Annotated in this window: 18 protein-coding genes; 7 read left to right on the plus strand and 11 right to left on the minus strand. The window is 65.2% G+C overall.

The window, feature by feature from the left end; translation table 11 throughout:
* Nucleotides 1–66 precede the first annotated feature (66 nt).
* The 6 genes from ACFO0A_RS11190 to aspS form a co-directional block, all read right to left on the minus strand.
* Nucleotides 67–585, minus strand: coding sequence for a 2'-5' RNA ligase family protein (locus ACFO0A_RS11190; RefSeq protein ID WP_379539086.1), 519 nt, complete (start codon nt 583–585; stop codon nt 67–69).
* Between the two features lie 18 nt (nt 586–603).
* Nucleotides 604–1,158 carry a peroxiredoxin gene (locus ACFO0A_RS11195; protein WP_379539087.1) on the minus strand — a complete coding sequence of 185 codons (555 nt, stop codon included), beginning with the start codon at nt 1,156–1,158 and terminating at the stop codon, nt 604–606.
* A gap of 157 nt (nt 1,159–1,315) precedes the next feature.
* A complete protein-coding gene (gene mltG, locus ACFO0A_RS11200; RefSeq protein ID WP_379539088.1) occupies nt 1,316–2,293 on the minus strand; it encodes an endolytic transglycosylase MltG in 978 nt (325 codons plus the stop codon).
* Between the two features lie 4 nt (nt 2,294–2,297).
* Nucleotides 2,298–3,557, minus strand: a complete 1,260-nt coding sequence (gene fabF, locus ACFO0A_RS11205; protein ID WP_379539089.1) for a beta-ketoacyl-ACP synthase II — start codon at nt 3,555–3,557, stop codon at nt 2,298–2,300.
* Between the two features lie 136 nt (nt 3,558–3,693).
* Nucleotides 3,694–3,930 (minus strand): acyl carrier protein, encoded by a 237-nt coding sequence (locus tag ACFO0A_RS11210; RefSeq protein ID WP_379539090.1) that lies wholly within the window; start codon nt 3,928–3,930, stop codon nt 3,694–3,696.
* 119 nt (nt 3,931–4,049) lie between these two features.
* Nucleotides 4,050–5,831, minus strand: a complete 1,782-nt coding sequence (aspS, locus tag ACFO0A_RS11215; RefSeq protein WP_379539091.1) for an aspartate--tRNA ligase — start codon at nt 5,829–5,831, stop codon at nt 4,050–4,052.
* 187 nt (nt 5,832–6,018) lie between these two features.
* Here aspS and ACFO0A_RS11220 point away from each other — a divergent pair, with 187 nt between their 5' ends.
* From ACFO0A_RS11220 to ACFO0A_RS11235, 4 genes are read left to right on the plus strand one after another with little or no spacing between them, the layout of a single operon-like run.
* Entirely contained in the window at nt 6,019–6,471 is a 453-nt protein-coding gene (locus ACFO0A_RS11220) for a hypothetical protein (protein WP_379539092.1), read from the plus strand.
* A 58-nt stretch (nt 6,472–6,529) separates the two neighbouring features.
* Nucleotides 6,530–7,831 carry a ribonuclease D gene (gene rnd / locus ACFO0A_RS11225; protein ID WP_379539093.1) on the plus strand — a complete coding sequence of 434 codons (1,302 nt, stop codon included), beginning with the start codon at nt 6,530–6,532 and terminating at the stop codon, nt 7,829–7,831.
* Nucleotides 7,828–8,724: a hydrogen peroxide-inducible genes activator gene (locus tag ACFO0A_RS11230; protein ID WP_379539094.1), complete on the plus strand. Its 897-nt coding sequence runs from the start codon at nt 7,828–7,830 to the stop codon at nt 8,722–8,724. Before rnd ends, ACFO0A_RS11230 begins: the two co-directional genes overlap by 4 nt.
* 28 nt (nt 8,725–8,752) lie before the next feature.
* On the plus strand, nt 8,753–10,951 hold the full coding sequence (locus ACFO0A_RS11235) for a copper-transporting P-type ATPase (RefSeq protein WP_379539095.1): 2,199 nt from the start codon (nt 8,753–8,755) through the stop codon (nt 10,949–10,951).
* Nucleotides 10,952–10,982: 31 nt separating this feature from the next.
* Here ACFO0A_RS11235 and pgsA read toward each other — a convergent pair whose 3' ends face one another.
* A complete protein-coding gene (pgsA, locus tag ACFO0A_RS11240; protein WP_379539651.1) occupies nt 10,983–11,591 on the minus strand; it encodes a CDP-diacylglycerol--glycerol-3-phosphate 3-phosphatidyltransferase in 609 nt (202 codons plus the stop codon).
* A gap of 113 nt (nt 11,592–11,704) precedes the next feature.
* Here pgsA and ACFO0A_RS11245 point away from each other — a divergent pair, with 113 nt between their 5' ends.
* Nucleotides 11,705–13,015 (plus strand): MFS transporter, encoded by a 1,311-nt coding sequence (locus tag ACFO0A_RS11245; RefSeq protein WP_379539096.1) that lies wholly within the window; start codon nt 11,705–11,707, stop codon nt 13,013–13,015.
* Nucleotides 13,016–13,021: 6 nt separating this feature from the next.
* On the opposite strand, the gene ACFO0A_RS11250 is transcribed toward ACFO0A_RS11245, so the two are convergent.
* The 3 genes from ACFO0A_RS11250 to ACFO0A_RS11260 form a co-directional block, all read right to left on the minus strand.
* Nucleotides 13,022–13,204 carry a hypothetical protein gene (locus tag ACFO0A_RS11250; RefSeq protein ID WP_379539097.1) on the minus strand — a complete coding sequence of 61 codons (183 nt, stop codon included), beginning with the start codon at nt 13,202–13,204 and terminating at the stop codon, nt 13,022–13,024.
* Between the two features lie 172 nt (nt 13,205–13,376).
* Nucleotides 13,377–13,559, minus strand: a complete 183-nt coding sequence (locus tag ACFO0A_RS11255) for a CsbD family protein (RefSeq protein WP_379539098.1) — start codon at nt 13,557–13,559, stop codon at nt 13,377–13,379.
* Nucleotides 13,560–13,636: 77 nt separating this feature from the next.
* On the minus strand, nt 13,637–14,068 hold the full coding sequence (locus ACFO0A_RS11260; RefSeq protein WP_379539099.1) for an EVE domain-containing protein: 432 nt from the start codon (nt 14,066–14,068) through the stop codon (nt 13,637–13,639).
* Between the two features lie 59 nt (nt 14,069–14,127).
* Here ACFO0A_RS11260 and ACFO0A_RS11265 point away from each other — a divergent pair, with 59 nt between their 5' ends.
* Entirely contained in the window at nt 14,128–15,063 is a 936-nt protein-coding gene (locus ACFO0A_RS11265; RefSeq protein ID WP_379539100.1) for an isopenicillin N synthase family dioxygenase, read from the plus strand.
* Nucleotides 15,064–15,073: 10 nt separating this feature from the next.
* On the opposite strand, the gene ACFO0A_RS11270 is transcribed toward ACFO0A_RS11265, so the two are convergent.
* Nucleotides 15,074–16,249, minus strand: coding sequence for an acyl-CoA dehydrogenase family protein (locus tag ACFO0A_RS11270; RefSeq protein ID WP_379539101.1), 1,176 nt, complete (start codon nt 16,247–16,249; stop codon nt 15,074–15,076).
* 137 nt (nt 16,250–16,386) lie between these two features.
* Here ACFO0A_RS11270 and ACFO0A_RS11275 point away from each other — a divergent pair, with 137 nt between their 5' ends.
* Entirely contained in the window at nt 16,387–17,106 is a 720-nt protein-coding gene (locus ACFO0A_RS11275) for an energy transducer TonB (protein WP_379539102.1), read from the plus strand.
* The last annotated feature ends 2 nt before the right edge of the window (nt 17,107–17,108 follow it).

Raw genomic sequence — 17,108 nt, forward strand, 5'->3', positions numbered from 1 at the left:
CGCGGCCCGTTAAGAAAGGGCTGCGGCGAGGCAAGGCGCGGCTATTAGGGCGGTGACTTCGGCCGGTCAACCGCGGAACGGGCAGAATTGCACGAACTCCCAAGGGCCGCCGCAGTAGCGATGAAGTTCAAGGCCAGCGAAGCGGAAATCACGCGGGCTGAACGTGGCGCGAAGCTGGGTCTGGAGAGCCATGGCGGCGGCGCCGGTCACCTTGTTCTGGATCGTCACATGAAGTCGCGGGCGGCCCTGGTCCTGCGCCGTCAGGAGGCCCGCAAAGCGCTCTGCCAAATCGGCGCGCAACATGGCCATGCCCTCGCTCACTATGGCGAGCGCGGTTCCTCCCCCCAGCGCCATGACGCCGCTGATGGTTGCGGGGAGTGGCTCGTTCCGGCCGGCTGCTGCGGCAAGACTACGGCGCACCTCGTCGTCGGCAGAAGGCGGCAGCGCGTGGAACAGTGTGACGTGCGCGGCAAGATGATTGCGCTCCTGCGGAAAGTGGACGCGCCGTAACCCGTCCGCCCACGCCTGAACGGGCGCGGGAAGACGGGCTGTGATGATCAGCGGCGCAGGAGCCGGGGACGACACTTGCCGCCCCGTCCGTCCTCAGGCCGCTTCGGCGTGCTGGCCGGCCTTTGCCCTGATAGCCTCAAGAAGCTTCTCGGGCGCGGTTTCGCCATATGGGTCGCTGTCGCTGCCGACATCGTTGATGCCCGGCTCCTCGAACCACTCGACCACCTTGTTGTCGTCGACCAGCATCGCATAGCGCCAGCTGCGCATGCCAAAGCCCAGATGGCTCTTGTCGATCAGCATACCCATGCGGCGGGTAAAGTCGCCGGAACCGTCGGGCAGCAGCTTTACCTTCTGAAGGCCGAGGTTCTTGCCCCACTGAAACATCACGAAGGCATCGTTGACCGAAACGCAGTACACTTCGTCGATCCCGGCGGCGCGGAATTCGTCGTAAAGCCGCTCGTAATTCGGGCACTGCTCGTTCGAGCAGGTCGGAGTAAACGCGCCGGGGAGCGAGAAGATCACGATCTTCTTGCCGGCGAATTCTTCGCGAACGTTGAAGTCCTGCCAGCGGAAGGGGTTGGGGCCGTCGACGGTTTCGTCGCGCACCCGCGTCTTGAGCGTCACGTCGGGAATCTGGCGGTCGAGCATGAAAATCTCCTGATGGGAATGAACCGTGCAACCAATATGGTGCTCGTCCGGTTATTTGCCAAACCGATTGATCGGATCACTTTGATCGACTTGCCCGATAAATCAGGTCCTGGCGTCCTCTCGGCGTCCAACGGCCGAGCGGCCCATGGGTTTCCGCTCAGATTTCCCCTCGCGCGCGTCGCAATGCAAACCACTTGGCGACGTTGGCGTTGTGCTGCTGAAGCGTGCTGGCGAAGACGTGGCCCCCGGTCCCGTCCGCCACCATGTAGAGCGCGTCGGTCTGCGCGGGATTGAGGACGGCGGCGATGGAATCGCGCCCCGGATTCGTGATCGGACCCTTCGGAAGGCCGACCATCGAGTAGGTGTTGTAGTCGTTGATCGCAGCGATTTCCGACTGAAGGATGCGCCTCCCCAGAGGCTTGCCGCGGGTAATGGGATAAATGATCGTCGGATCTGCCTGCAGCATCATCCCGGCGCGCAGGCGGTTGGAATATAGCCCGGCCACCATCCTGCGTTCCGAGGGTTTGCCGGTTTCCTTCTCGACGATCGAGGCGAGCGCCAGCGCTTCCTGGGGGGTGGACACCGCGATGTTGCTGGCCCGCTTCGACCATAGCTGCGCGAGCGTCGTACTCATCGCCTTCTGCATTCGCGCGACTACGTTGGCGCGCGGCTCGCCACGCTCGAAATCGTAGCTGTCGGGCAGGAGCGAACCTTCCGCCGGAACGGGAATGTTTCCAGTCAGTAGCGGCTGCGCCATCAGCCGTTCCCACACCATGATCGAAGGCATGCCTTCGGGAACCGCGATCAGCCGGCGCATCGCCTTGCCGTGCTGGAGCGTATCGAGAATCCGCGACCCGGATGCGTGTGCGGGGAGGAGGAATTCCCCTGCCTTGATCGCATCGCCGCTGCCGAGCACTTTCGCGAGCGCCAGGAAGCGCTGCGATGACCCTATCGCGCCTTCCTTTTCAAGCTTGGCCGCGACGCTGGTCAGCGTGGAACCATCTGGAACTATGAAGGCGGTTTCGCTTTTTAGAGGGCCGCCAGCATACCAGCCGCGCAGGAACGACCCGGCCCAGGCGAGGGCCAGCACTGCCAGCGCGACGATGATGCCGCGCTTCCAGCGCAGCCGGGCCATGGCGTCAGACCTTGCGCAGCACGAGGCTGGCGTTGGTGCCGCCGAAGCCGAAGCTGTTGTTCAGCACCGCGCGCACTTCGCGCTTCTTCGCTGTGTGCGGCACCAGGTCGACGCCGGCGCAACCCTCACTCGGATTGTCGAGGTTGAGGGTCGGCGGCACGATCTGGTCGCGCAGCGCGAGAATGCAGAAGATCGTCTCGACCGCGCCCGCGCCGCCCAGAAGGTGGCCGATCGCGGACTTCGTGCTGCTCATCGAGACATTGGAAATGGCATCACCGAACAGCCGACGCACCGCGCCCAGCTCCAACTCGTCGCCCAGCGGGGTCGAGGTGCCGTGAGCGTTGATGTAGTCGATGTCGTCGACCGTCAGCCCAGATTTGCGCAGCGCCATTTCCATGGAACGGAAGGCGCCCGAGCCTTCAGGATGCGGCGCGGTGACGTGATAGGCATCGCCCGACAGACCATAGCCGATGACTTCGGCATAGATCTTTGCGCCGCGCGCCTTGGCATGCTCATATTCCTCGAGCACCACCACGCCCGCGCCCTCGCCCATCACGAACCCGTCGCGGTCGACGTCGTAGGGGCGACTGGCCTTTTCGGGCTGGTCGTTGAAGGCGGTGGAAAGCGCACGAGCCTGCGCAAACCCAGCGATTCCGATCGGGCAGACGGTGCCCTCGGCCCCGCCGGCCAGCATGATGTCGGCGTCATCATCCTTGATCATCCGCGCGGCATCGCCGATCGAATGGGCACCGGTCGAGCACGCGGTCACGACAGCGTGATTCGGCCCCATCAGCCCGTACTTGATCGAGACCTGACCCGAGATCAGGTTGATGAGGCGGCCATGGACGAAGTGCGGGCTGACCCGGCCCGGACCCTTTTCATGAAGGACGAGCGATTCGCTCTCGATTCCCGGCAGCCCGCCGATACCCGAACCGATCGAGCAGCCGGCGCGCAGGCGGGTGGTTTCGTCCATCTCGGTCAGGCCGGCGTCTTCGAGCGCCTGGCCGGCGGCATCGATGCCGTAGATGATGAAGGGATCGACCTGGCGCTGGACCTTGTGGTCGACGCGCTTGTTCGGATCGAAGCCATATTCGTGATCAGCCGGCTTTACTTCGCAGGCAATTCGGCACTTCTGGTCCGACGCATCGAACTTGGTGATGTGACCCGCGCCGGACTTGCCGGCGATAAGGTTGGCCCACACGGTTTCCACGTCGGCCCCCAGCGGGGTGACAAGGCCCAGTCCGGTAACGACCACTCGGCGCATGCTTCTCTCCACAAACCGAACAGGCCCAGCCCGCTAAGGGCTGGGCCTGTCAAAATACGTCAGCAGCGGCGGCCCGCCGCCCCTGCCTGCCCCACTACGGGCGTCAGGCTAGCGGGCGGGACCTGCCGCAGGGCGATCAGCCCTTGTTGTCGTCGATATACTTGATCGCGTCCGAGACGGTGGTGATCTTCTCGGCCGCGTCGTCGGGGATCTCGACGCCGAACTCTTCCTCGAAGGCCATTACCAGTTCGACGATGTCGAGGCTGTCGGCGCCCAGGTCGTCGATGAAGCTCGCGTCCTCGGTCACCTTGTCGGCTTCGACGCCCAGGTGCTCGACCACGATCTTCTTAACGCGTTCTGCGGTGTCGCTCATGCAAATTGCCCCTTCGAAGGAAACGGGTTGATATCAAGCTTTCGCCCTAATGAACGCAGATAGCGCTGGCAAGGGTCCCTCGCCGATTGCAGACGGGCCTGCGCCCAGCCCGCATCGGCTCATTGACCGGGACGCTCGACCAGCCGGATCTGGAGTTCGCGCAACTGCTTTGGGCTGACCGCGGCGGGCGCGCCCATCAGCAGATCCTCGGCCTTCTGGTTCATCGGAAAGACCACGACCTCGCGGATGTTGGGCTCGTCGGCCAGCAGCATCACTATCCGGTCGACTCCCGGAGCAGACCCGCCGTGCGGCGGCGCGCCGAACTTGAACGCATTGATCATGCCGGCAAAGTTGGCGTCGACCTCGGCCGCGGAATAGCCCGCGATCTCGAACGCCTTGTACATGATGTCCGGACGATGGTTGCGGATCGCTCCCGACGACAATTCGACCCCGTTGCAGACGATGTCGTACTGCCAGGCCTTGATCTCGAGCGGGTCCATCGTCTCGAGCGCATGCAGTTCGCCCTGCGGCATCGAGAACGGGTTGTGACTGAAGTCGATCTTCTTGGCGTCCTCGTCATACTCGAACATCGGGAAGTCGACGATCCAGCACAGCTTGAAGCAATCCTGCTCGATCAGCTTGAGCTGTTCGGCCGTGCGGGTCCGCGCAAGGCCCGCCAGCTTGACCGCCTGCGCTTCCTTGCCCGCGGCGAAGAACACCCCGTCGTCGGGACCAAGTCCCAGCGCGGCGACCAGCTTCGCGGTCGCTTCCTCGCCGTGGTTCTTGGCGATGGGGCCGGCGGGCACGCCTTCCTTGATGTTGATATAGCCAAGACCTGCGTGGCCCTCGCCCCGCGCCCACTCGTTCATCTCGTCGAAGAACTTGCGGCTCAACTTGCCCGCGCCTGGCGCCGGGATCGCGCGCACGCGCCCGCCTTCCGACGCGATCCGATCGAACAGGCCGAAGCCCGACCCCTTGAAGTGATCGGTGACGTCGGAAATCAGGATCGGGTTGCGCAGGTCCGGCTTGTCGGACCCGTACTTGAGCATCGCCTCGGCATACGGGATGCGGGCAAAGCTGCCCGCCGGGGTCACCGACTTGCCATTGGCGAATTCCTCGAACACGCCGGCAAGCACTGGCTCGATCGCGTTGAACACGTCGTCCTGGGTGACGAAGCTCATTTCGAAGTCGAGCTGGTAGAACTCGCCTGGCGAACGGTCGGCGCGGGCATCCTCGTCGCGGAAGCACGGCGCGATCTGGAAATAACGGTCGAACCCGGCGACCATCAGCAGCTGCTTGAACATCTGCGGAGCCTGCGGCAGCGCGTAGAACTTGCCCGGATGTACCCGGCTGGGGACGAGATAGTCTCGCGCGCCCTCGGGGCTCGACGCGGTCAGGATCGGCGTCTGGAACTCGGTGAAGCCCTGCGCCACCATCCGCTGGCGCAGCGAGGCGATGACCCGGCTTCGCAGCATCATGTTGGCGTGCACCTTCTCGCGGCGCAGGTCGAGGTACCGGTACGTGAGGCGGATATCTTCGGGATATTCCTGCTCACCCGCCACGGGCATCGGCAGTTCCTCGGCGGCGGAGCGCACTTCGACCTCGCTCGCGCGCATCTCGATCTCGCCGGTCGGCAGGTTGCCGTTCACCGTATCGGCGGTGCGGGCCACGACCGTTCCGGTCACGGTAACGACCGATTCAACGCGCAGGCGTTCGAGCGCGGCAAATGCCGGACTGTCGGTGTCGACCACGATCTGGGTGAGCCCGAAATGATCGCGGAGGTCGATGAACAGCAACCCGCCATGGTCGCGCTTGCGGTGAATCCAGCCCGAAAGGCGCGCCTGCGCGCCGACGTCCGAAGCGCGCAGCTCGGCGCAGTTATGAGTGCGATAGGGATGCATCGGTCGATGGTCTTTGCTGTTGTTCGAAAGCGGGGGCCCGCATGGAAGCGGCGGCCTTAGGGCAGCGGCGCGCGCATTTCCAGCATCCTTGCCGCCGCGTCAATCCGAGCCGTCCGGCATGGTGATGAAGTCGTTAACCTTCGTAAGCTAAGTTTTACTTGACCTTAGCGGCAACGAAGGAAGCGCGATGACCGCCAGTGCCATTTTTCCCGACGGCGAAGCTGCCGCCGCATTCGTCGCGGCGGTCGATGCGATGGCGCGCGAGGGTGCCGCCGAGGAGGCCAGCCGAGAGCTCGACTGCGCGCTGTCGGCGCTTGAGGAAGCCGGTCATCCAGTCGCCCGGGAGTGCCGCGAAAGCGAGGACATCAGGCCTTACCTTGCCACCCTCGAGGAGAGCTGGAGCGAAACACTCGATCCGCTCGATCGCGATGCGCTGCTGATCGGCGGCGCCGTCCTGGCGTTGCGCACAGGGCAGAAGCTGGCTGAGGATGTTCCCGAGGAGGAACCGATGGTCAGCATTCCCGCGCTGCGCCGCCGGCTAAACGGCGTTCCAGCTTCCGATATCGCGCTCCAACCTGTCGCCGTCGCCCCGCGTCTAAGCCTCGTCGGGCGGCTGTTCTCGCGCAAGCGCGCGGCCTGATCGCGCGGCCCAACTGCGCCGTTGAACGCGGGCGGCGTTGCGCCTATCGCCCGCGTCGATGAAGATCCACCCCCTGATTACCACGACCGAGGCCCTGCGCCCGCTCTGCGAACGACTTTCGCGCGCCGACTTCATAACGGTCGACACCGAGTTCATGCGCGAGAATACCTACTGGCCGGAACTCTGCCTTGTCCAGATCGCCGACACCGAGGAAGCCGCGGCGATCGATCCGCTGGCGCCGGGCCTTGACCTTGCCCCGTTGCTCGAGCTGCTGACCGAGAACGAGGACGTGCTCAAGGTCTTCCACGCGGGCGGACAGGACGTCGAGATCATCTTCAACCTGACCGGCAAGACCCCGCATCCGATTTTCGACACCCAGATCGCGATGATGGCGATCAGCCAGTCGGAGCAGATCGGTTACTCCAACCTTGTCGAATCCTGGCTTGGGTTCTCGGTCGACAAGGGCGCGCGGTTCACCGACTGGTCGCGCCGCCCTCTCGATGCTCGCCAGATCGATTATGCGATCGGCGACGTCACCCACCTGTCGAAGATTTTTCCCCGGATGCTGGCGCGGCTGCGCAAGACCGGGCGCGGCGCGTGGCTTGACCAGGAAATGGAAAAGCTTGCCGATCCGGCAAACTACCAGAGCGACCCGGAGACTATCTGGCACCGGATAAAGGCGCCCAGCCGAAACGCTTCGGTTTTGGGTCGCCTGAAGGCCTTGGCCGCTTGGCGCGAGGCCGAGGCGATGGACAAGAACATCCCGCGCGGCCGAATCGCGCGGGACGAGACGCTGGCCGACATAGCCAGCCACCCGCCAAAGGTTCAGGCCGACCTCGCCAAGGTTCGGGGCCTGTCCGCCGGCTGGCGCGAGAACGAGATCGGGCGGCGGATGATGCTCGCGCTCGAGGATGCCAAGCCCCTTCGCGATGACGAGCTGCCGGCCCGCAGCCCGCGCGGTGCCCCGCTGGGCAAGGAAGGCGCGTTGGTGGCCGATCTGCTCAAGCTCCTGCTCAAGATCCGCTGCCGCGAAGTCGACATAGCCGCGCGCCTGCTTGCCCGCAGCGACGAGCTCGAGGCGCTGGCCGCCGGGCAGCGCAAGGGCCTGTCGATTCTCGAAGGTTGGCGCTTCGAGCAATTCGGGCGCGAGGCGCTGGAACTGGTCGAGGGCAAGGTCGCCTTCGCGGTGGTCGGGGGCAAGATGAAGATGGCGCACATCGACAATATCGCCAACCGCGAGCCCGAACCCGCCCCCGAAGCGGTGGTAGAGATTGGCGATGCCGGCCCGGACGAGCCCGAGGGTTCAGCTGCCTTCACGGCCCCGCTGGCCGATGACGGAGCGTCCGAAGAGGTCGCATGAGCACGTACCTGCCGTCGCTCAAGCAGCTCCAATACCTCGTGGCGCTGCACGAGCACGGCCATTTCGGGCGCGCCGCCGAAGCCTGTTTCGTCTCGCAATCGACCCTTTCAGCCGGCCTGCGCGACCTCGAGACCTTGCTCGGCGTTACCCTGGTAGAGCGCAGCCGCCGCGTGGTGCGCTTCACACCGCTCGGCAACCAGGTCGTCGCCAAGGCCCACCGCCTGCTGCGGGAAGGCGAGGAACTGGCCGAGCTGGTCCGGTCCAGTGGCCAGCCCCTGGTCGGCGAATTGCGGATGAGCGTAATCCCCACGATCGCGCCGTTCCTGCTGCCGCGCGTACTTCCTCGCCTCCGCCGCGATCGTCCACAACTGAAACTGTTCCTGCGCGAGGAACCGAGCGCCGCGGCTATCGAATCGCTGCATCACGGGAGAGCCGATTGCGTTCTCCTCGCTCTGCCCTTCGCCACCGGCGAGGTCGAGGTCGAGCGCCTGTTCAGCGACCGCCTGCTCGTCGCCTTTCCAAAGGACGACCCGCGCGATCCGCCCGACAGTATTCCACCTTCGCTGATCGACGAGAGCCGCCTGCTCCTGCTCGAGGATGGGCACTGCCTCAAGGATCATGCGCTGGCCGCCTGCAATCGCCCGGAGCTGCGCGCCAGCGCGACGATGATCGGCACGTCGTTGCACACCCTGGTGCAGATGGTCGACAATGGCCTGGGCCTCACGATGCTACCCGAAATGGCAGTTACCGCGGGCATCCTTCACGACACCGACATTGCCGCGCGCCCCCTGCAATCGGAGAACGCCGCGCGCGAGATCGCGCTGGTGTGGCGCAAGAACAGCCCCCGCAGCGAAGAATTCAAGCTGCTCGCCGAAGAGCTGCGCGCGGGCTAAGCTCACCGCGAGGCAGAGGGAGTCCGGCATGACGACACGCGCGGGTCACGGTCATCATCACGAACCCGGCGCAACGTCCGGAGCGGCCCACTCCTCGCCGCAGGGCCTGACTGGATCGGTCATCTATACCTGCCCAATGCATCCGGAGATCCGCCGCAACGCGCCCGGCGCCTGTCCGATCTGCGGCATGGCTCTGGAACCCGAGACGATTACCCTCGATTCGGAGCCGAGCGCTGAATTGGTCGATATGACCCGCCGCTTCTGGATCGCGCTTGTCCTCACCATGCCCGTGTTCGTACTCGAGATGGGCAGTCACCTGCCCGGCCTGCCGATGCTTCTCGACAAGCAGCCATCGAACTGGGTCCAGTTCCTGCTGGCGACGCCTGTGGTCCTGTGGGCTGGCTGGCCATTCTTCGTGCGTGGGTGTGACTCGCTCAGGACCCGCCACCTCAACATGTTCACGCTGATCGCGATGGGCGTAGGAGTGGCCTACCTCTACAGTCTAGTCGCCCTCTTCGCCCCCGGGCTGTTCCCTTCCGCATTCCGTGACGAGATGGGAGCCGTTCCCATATACTTCGAGGCGGCCGCGGTGATCACGGTGCTCGTCCTCCTTGGCCAGGTTCTCGAATTGCGGGCGCGAGAGCGCACTTCGGGCGCGATCCAGGCGCTGCTGGACCTTGCGCCCAAGACCGCCCGCCGCGTCCGCGCGAACGGCGAGGACGAGGAAGTTACGCTGGACATGATCAGCGTCGGCGACCGGCTACGCGTGCGACCGGGAGAAAAGGTGCCGGTCGATGGCCTGATCGAGGAGGGGCGCGTCGCGATCGACGAGTCGCTGGTCACGGGCGAATCCATGCCGGTGACCAAGGAAGCCGGAGCGAGCGTGATCGCCGGCTCGCTCAACAAGACCGGCAGCTTCGTGATGCTGGCGCAGAAGGTCGGCAGCGAGACGCTGCTTTCTAGGATCGTCCAGATGGTCGCCGAAGCGCAGCGCAGTCGCGCGCCGATCCAGCGGATGGCGGACCAGGTATCGGGATGGTTCGTTCCTGCGGTGATCGTGGCTGCGCTGGTCGCGGCCGCGGCGTGGGCGCTGTTCGGGCCTGACCCCCGACTGACCTATGCGCTAGTCGCGGCGGTCTCCGTGCTCATCATTGCCTGCCCATGCGCGCTTGGCCTCGCGACGCCGATGTCGATCATGGTGGGCGTGGGACGCGGGGCGCAGGCGGGCGTGCTGATCAAGAACGCCGAGGCGCTCGAGCGGTTCGAGAAGATCGACACCCTGGTCGTGGACAAGACCGGCACTCTGACCGAAGGGCGCCCGGCGCTGACCGCCATGCACCCTGCCGTGGGTTGGGACGAAGACAATCTGTTGCGCCTTGCCGCCAGTCTCGAACGGGGAAGCGAACATCCGCTTGGCGAAGCGGTCGTTCGCGCCGCACAGGACCGCGGCGTGGTGCTTGAGCGAGTAGAGGATTTCGATTCGCCGGTCGGGCGCGGGGTGACGGGCGTGGTAGGGGGCCGGCGTGTCCTGCTTGGCGGCCCCCGCTTCATGTCGGAACAGGCCATCGACGTTTCAGCGCTTTCCGCCGCCGCCGAGACTGCGCGCGCCGAAGGTGCCACCGCGATCTTCGCCGCCGTGGACGGCCAGCTTGCCGGGCTTCTGGCAATCGCCGATCCGATCAAGGAAACCTCGGCGCAGGCAGTCCGCGACCTGAAGGCCGAGGGCATCCGCATCGTGATGCTGACTGGCGACAATCGCACCACCGCGCTGGCGGTGGCCTCACGGCTCGGCATCGATGCGGTCGAGGCGGAGGTCCTGCCCGAGGACAAGGCCAGCGTCGTCAACCGGCTGCGCGGCGAAGGCCGCAGCGTGGCAATGGCCGGCGATGGGGTGAACGACGCCCCTGCCCTCGCTGCCGCCGAGGTTGGTATCGCGATGGGCGCAGGGGCGGACGTCGCGATCGAGAGCGCTGGTGTTACTTTGTTGAAGGGCGATCTCAACGGGATCGTGCGGGCCCGGCGGCTGTCGCGCGCGGTGATGCGCAACATTCGCCAGAACCTCGTCTTCGCCTTCATCTACAACGTGGCGGGTATACCCGTCGCAGCAGGCGCGCTCTACCCGGCGTTCGGCCTCGTCCTTTCGCCCGCCATCGCGGCGGCGGCGATGGCGCTCTCTTCGGTAAGCGTGGTGACCAATGCGCTGCGGCTGCGGTTGGTGAAACTGTGACGAAGCTATTGGCCGCGAAGGCGCGCCAGCCTCAGTCCATGTGCTTGAGGCCGACTCGCAGATAGTCCCAGCCGGTGATCACGGTCAGCACCGCTGCGCCCCACAGAGTGGTGAGTCCCACGAGGTGAATCCACTGACCGGGCCGGGGAATGCAGGGTTCTGACCCTGGAACGCAGGGCGCGCCATGAACGGCTCCGCCTAGAATCAGCGCGCCGAGGCTGACGAGCTGGAGAGTCGTCTTCCATTTCGCTAGCTTGGACACGGGGATCGAGACTTGCAACGGACCCAGAAACTCGCGCAGCCCCGAAACGGCGATCTCCCGGATCAGGATGATCAGCCCGGCGATGACATGCAGGTCGCCAACGTACGGGCCACGCAGATAGCCCTGCGCGGCAAGGACGAGGATCACCGCAGCGATCATGATCTTGTCGGCAATCGGATCGAGGAACTGGCCCAGTCGGCTGACCCGCCCGCTGGCCCGCGCGAGATATCCGTCGAAATAATCGGTGATGCCCATCAGGCAGTACATTGCAAAGGCCAGCGCGTAGCCCAGTTCCCACTGCGGCCACCACAGCAGGAAAGCCAGCAGCGGCACGGCCACGATCCGCGACAGGGTGAGCAGATTAGGCAACGAGAGCATCTGTCCGCGCGCGGGTTCATCCGGGGCGGCCGGGGCGCTTCCGCCAAATGTCTTGTCCGCGCCAGTCATGCCGTTAGACAGTGGCCCCGAACGCGGATGCTGGCAAGGATCGCATGACCACTTCGACGCATCTGGTACATTCCCGTCGCTTCCTGCCGTTGTTCGTCACTCAGCTGTTGGGTGCCTTCAACGACAACCTCTTCAAGAATGCGATGGTGCTGTACGTCGTCTACAGCGTGTACAGCTCCGAAGCGGCCGAGGCCAAGTTCAGCGCCATCGCCTCCGGCGTCTTCATCCTGCCGTTCTTCGTGCTTTCCGCGCTCGCCGGACAGCTTGCCGACATGCGCGACAAGGCGCGAATCATCCGCATTGTGAAAGCGTGCGAGATCGGGATCATGCTGGTCGGCGGAGCGGGCCTGTTGCTTGCCCGCTATCGCTACGGCCTGGGTCTCGATGCACTGGCGATACCGCTGATGCTCACAGCCCTGTTCGCCATGGGCGTCCATTCGACCTTCTTCGGGCCGATCAAGTACGCGATACTGCCGCAGCACCTGCACGAGGACGAGGTTCTTGCCGGCACTGGCCTGGTCGAGGCCGGAACATATATCGCGATCCTCGCCGGCACGATCCTCGCCGGCTGGATTCCGGTCGAATGGGCCGCGATCGGCGTGGTTGTAACCGCGGTGCTCGGCTGGTTCGCCGGGCGCCAAGTGCCGCCCGCGCCGCCCCTGATCGATGCGCAGCCGATGGACTTCCATCTGGTGCGCTCGTCGATCAGGCTCGTGGCGGACACCATGCATCACCGCCGCGTGTTTCTTGCGATCATGGCCATCAGCTTCTTCTGGACCATCGGCGCGGTGCTGTTCATCCAGTTTCCGCCGCTGGCAAAGAATGTGCTCGACGCAAGCAAGGAGGTCGCAAGCCTGTTCCTCGTCGTATTCTCGGTGGGCGTGGCGATCGGTTCGATGTCGATCAACGCGCTGCTCAAAGGCACCGTCTCGGCGCGCTATGCCCCATTTTCCGTGATCATGATGGGCCTGTTCATCGTCGCGTTCTATGCCGTCTGCCGGCTGTGGACGGGCCATCCGGGCGGCGCGCTGCTCGATGTCGCGGGTTTCGTGTCAGAGCCGCTGGCGGCGCCGCTCCTGCTCAGCCTTCTCGGCATCGCGGTGGCAGGCGGGATGTTCGTCGTACCGCTTTATGCCTTTCTGACAACGACGGTACCCAAGTCGCAGACCGCGCGGACGATCGCCGCCAACAATATCGTCAATTCCGGCGCGATGGTGATTGGTTCGTTGCTTGCCGTCGGGTTGAGCGCGGCGCACGTGACCGTGCAGGACCAGCTTTTGCTGGGCGCGGCGATGTGCCTCGTCTCCGCCTGGCTCGGCCGCCTGCTCTTCCAAGCGGAATGCGAAGCGGCCTGAGCCGGATCAGGCGATGAAGGCGCTCACCCCGACGAAGCAGGCGCAGTAGGCGAGCAGGAACTCACGTACGTCGGTTACGCTGAAGGGCCATGTCCACGGGGTTCGAACCGACCGCAGGGCCGAGGGGCGAAGCGAGCGTCGGAATGGATGCCGGGCATCCTCGCTCGTCAGGACAAGGGGTCTGGTCATTCCCGCAAGGTAGGGCGGCATCCGTGGCGTTTACAGTCCGTTTACCACGATTGGTCCCACCTGTTTCTCTGCGGGACACGGCACAAGGCGGCCGCAACGAAATCGCGTGACGCAAATGCAAAGAGAGCCGCCCTTGCGGACGGCTCTCTTCCTGCATCGAAGCTGCCTTCGATCAGATATCGTCACCCATGGCGCCCTTGAGGTCGCCAGACACCTGCTGCACTTCGCCCTTGCGTTCCTGGGCCTTGCCACGCTGATCGAGGCTGGGATCGTTGGTCGCGTCGGCCACGGCCTGCTTCGTGTTGCCGATAGCTTCGTTGGTCAGGCCGGCGGCCTTGTCTTTGAGCTCACCCATGAGAATTTCTCCTTGTTTTCAGCGACGTGGCGGGAAAATCTGCCGTCGCCTTCGCAAGGACCATACGCCCCGCCGCCCTACTTGGTTCCCGGCAACTTTCGTTTTGCCATCGTCAGAATGAGGTTCCATTCGTCTGGCCGCACCATCGACACGGACAGGCGCGATTGGCGCAGCAAATCCATCTCGGCGAGTTCCGGCGTTGCCTTTATTTCCTTGAGCGTCACCGGCCGGGCGAGCTTGCGCACGGGCATCACCTTGACCGCAGCCCACTTGCCGGTCTCGTCCGTGGGATCTGTCATACCATCCTTGCTGATGCGGATGATGCCTACGATCTCGAGGCCGATGTTCGAATGGTAGAAGAACGCCTCGTCGCCGCGCTTCATCGTCCGCAGGTTGCGTGCGGCCAAGTGATTACGCACTCCATCCCAGGTGCCTTCCCCCTGCTCGACCAAGTCGTCCCAACTGTAGGCGTCGGGCTCCGATTTCATCAGCCAATAGCTTTTCGTCATGCAATCCCTCGTGGCCTGGGCTAGGGCGCGGCCATAGCTCTCAATTTCCGGACCTGACAATGGACCTGCAGACTCTCCCGGTGCTGTCGCTCGCCGACGCGCCCGCTTCGCTCTCGCGTGATCTGGGCGAAAGCTTCCAGACCTTCGGCTTCGCCATGGTCAAGGACCACGGCCTCGATCCCGACCTCGTTGCCCGGGCGTGGGACCTCACCGCGCAGTTCTTCGCCCTCCCTGAAGAGGAAAAGCGTCGCTATGCGATCCCCGGGCAAGGTGGTGCGCGCGGCTACACGCCGTTCGGGACCGAGATCGCCAAGGGCGCGAAAGCGCACGACCTCAAGGAATTCTGGCACGTCGGCCGCGACCTGCCGGCTGGACATCCGCTGTCCGATTCGATGCCGCCGAACGTCTGGCCCGACCGGCCTGAAGGCTTTCGTGCGACTTTCGAGGAGCTTTACGCCGAGCTCGACCGCGTTGGCGCGACGATCCTTTCGCGGATCGCGACCTGGCTCAAGCTCGACGAGCACTGGTTCGATCCCGCGATCGAGGACGGCAATTCGGTGCTGCGCCTGCTGCATTATCCGCCCGTGCCCAACGCCGAGGGCGGTGCGATCCGCGCCGGCGCGCATGAGGACATCAATCTCATCACGCTGCTGCTGGGCGCCGAGGAAGCCGGACTTGAACTGCTTTCACGCGAAGGCAAGTGGCTTGCGGTCGATCCTCCGGAGGGCGCGCTGGTGGTCAACATCGGCGACATGCTCCAGCGGCTGACCAATCACGTCCTGCCCTCGACCACGCATCGCGTGCGCAATCCCGAAGGGCCGCGCGCCGCGCACAGCCGCTACTCGATGCCGTTCTTCCTGCACCTGCGCAGCGACTTCCCGTTCGTCACCCTGCCCCAGTGCATCACGGCGGAGAGGCCCGACCGGTACCCGGTTTCGATTACTGCGGACGATTACCTGCAGGAACGCTTGCGCGAAATAGGTCTGAAGATGTGAGTAGCCGGGCCTAGCGGGCACCGCCGAACAACTGGCGCCCAGCAAGGTCGAGCATGATCTCCTCGCTGCCGCCGCCGATCGAGTTGACCCGCACCTCGCGGTAGATCCGCTCGACCTTGCTGCCGGTGATGTAACTCGCCCCGCCAAGCACTTGCGCCGCTTCGCGCGCGACGTGCTCGAGCATCCGCGTCGCCTGGACCTTGAGCATGGCGAAGTCGGCGGGCCGGTCGCGTCCTTCGCGCACTTGCCAGGCGCAAAGATCCACCCACGCCTGAGTTGCCTCGATCTGGCGCTCCATATCGGCCAGCTTGATCCGGATCGACTGGTGGCCGACCAGCGGCTTGCCGAAGGTCTGGCGCTGTTGCGCCCAGTCGGCCGCTTCGGCCATCGCCACGCGGGCGTAGGCGCAGCAACCCATCGCCATTCCCAAGCGCTCGCCGTTGAAGTTGCGCACGATCCCCATGAACCCGCCGTTCTCGGTCCCGATCAGGTTGGCGGCCGGAACCCGCACGTTGTCGAAATGGATCGCGGCGGTGTCGCTGCAGCGCCAGCCCATCTTGTCGAGCCGGGTGCGGCTGACCCCGGGCGCGGTCATGTCGATCAGCAGCAGCGAGATGCCGCCTGCGCCCGCCCCGCCGGTGCGCACCGCGCAAGTCAGCCAGTCGGCCCGCATCCCGCTGGTAATGAACATCTTGCCGCCGTTGACGAAATAGACGTCTCCATCGCGCACCGCCGTGGTGCTAAGATTGGCGACATCGGACCCGCCGCCCGCCTCGGTTATCCCGAGCGCGATGATCTTGTCACCCGCCAGCACGGGCGGGGCGACGCGTTGCTTCAGTTCTTCCGAGCCGAGCGCAAGGATGGGCGGCAGACCGATCCCGTGCGTCATCAGCGATGCGCCCAAGCCGCCCGCACCGACCGCCGCCAGCTCCTCTGTGACGACGAGGCCGTGAAAGATGTCGAACCCCTCGCTGTGCCCGCCATAGGCCTCGGGATAGCGCAGGCCGAGGATACCCGCTTCGGCCGCCTTGCGATGAAGTTCGCGCGGCAGTTCGCCTTCGGCCTCCCAGCGATCGATGTGGGGCGCGATTTCCTTGGCCACGAAACGGCGCACGCTCGCCGCCAGGGCCTCGTGGGTTTCGTCGTAGAATGGGGAGCGGGCGCGCCAGTCGTCGAATGCTGTCATTCGCTGAGGCTGCGGGCGCGGCAGCACGCCGTCAAGGGCGGCGAAAGGCGGGCGCGGATATACCTGGCACTTCGGGCGTTGTCGCAGGGCAACCGAGCGGGTCGCGTTTCATGTATTCAGCGCAAGGCAACAGGACTGTGTCGGCTATCGCCTCGGGCGCGATCGTCGCGGGCATCGGCGCCATGCTGCTGTTCGGGCTTCAAGCTGGGGTGGTGGTCAAAGCGGCGCAGTCGCTTGTCGCGCTCAATATCATACCCCCAGCGCCGACGCCGACTCCCAGCCCCACCCGGCCACCGCCGCAGACCACGAAGGCCGCGCCCAAGGGCGATCCCGGCCAGCACAACCTCAAGAACAAGGCGACCCAGATCGTCCTGCCCAAGCCGCCGATCGTGATAGTGCCGCCACCACCGGTGGCTGTCGCGACGACTGCGGCGAACACCGGCAATGCCGTGCAGAGCGGCGCTTCCGACCGGGCCGGCCCGGGCCAGGGCGCGGGCAATTACGGCAATGGCCTGGGCGGCGGAGGGACCGGCGGGGACGGCGACGGCGATGCTGTGGTCGGACCTCAGAAGATCAGGGGCCGGCTCTCGTTCGACGACCTGCCCGAAGATGCACTGATGCCGGGCCAGACGGCGCGGGTCGTGGTGCGTTATGCGGTCGAAACCGACGGCAGCGCCACCGGCTGCCGTGCGGCCCGTTCGAGCGGCTTTCCCCGGATAGATGCACTTGCCTGCCGCCTGATCGAGCGGCGCTATTATTTCCGCCCGGCGCGCAATGCAGCGGGACGCCCGGTTCGGGCGATCGTCGAGGAGAACCACACCTGGGTGCTGGATGAGGACACGCGTCCACCCCGCTGAGC

Source organism: Novosphingobium tardum (assembly GCF_042652045.1).
Lineage (GTDB): Bacteria > Pseudomonadota > Alphaproteobacteria > Sphingomonadales > Sphingomonadaceae > Novosphingobium > Novosphingobium tardum.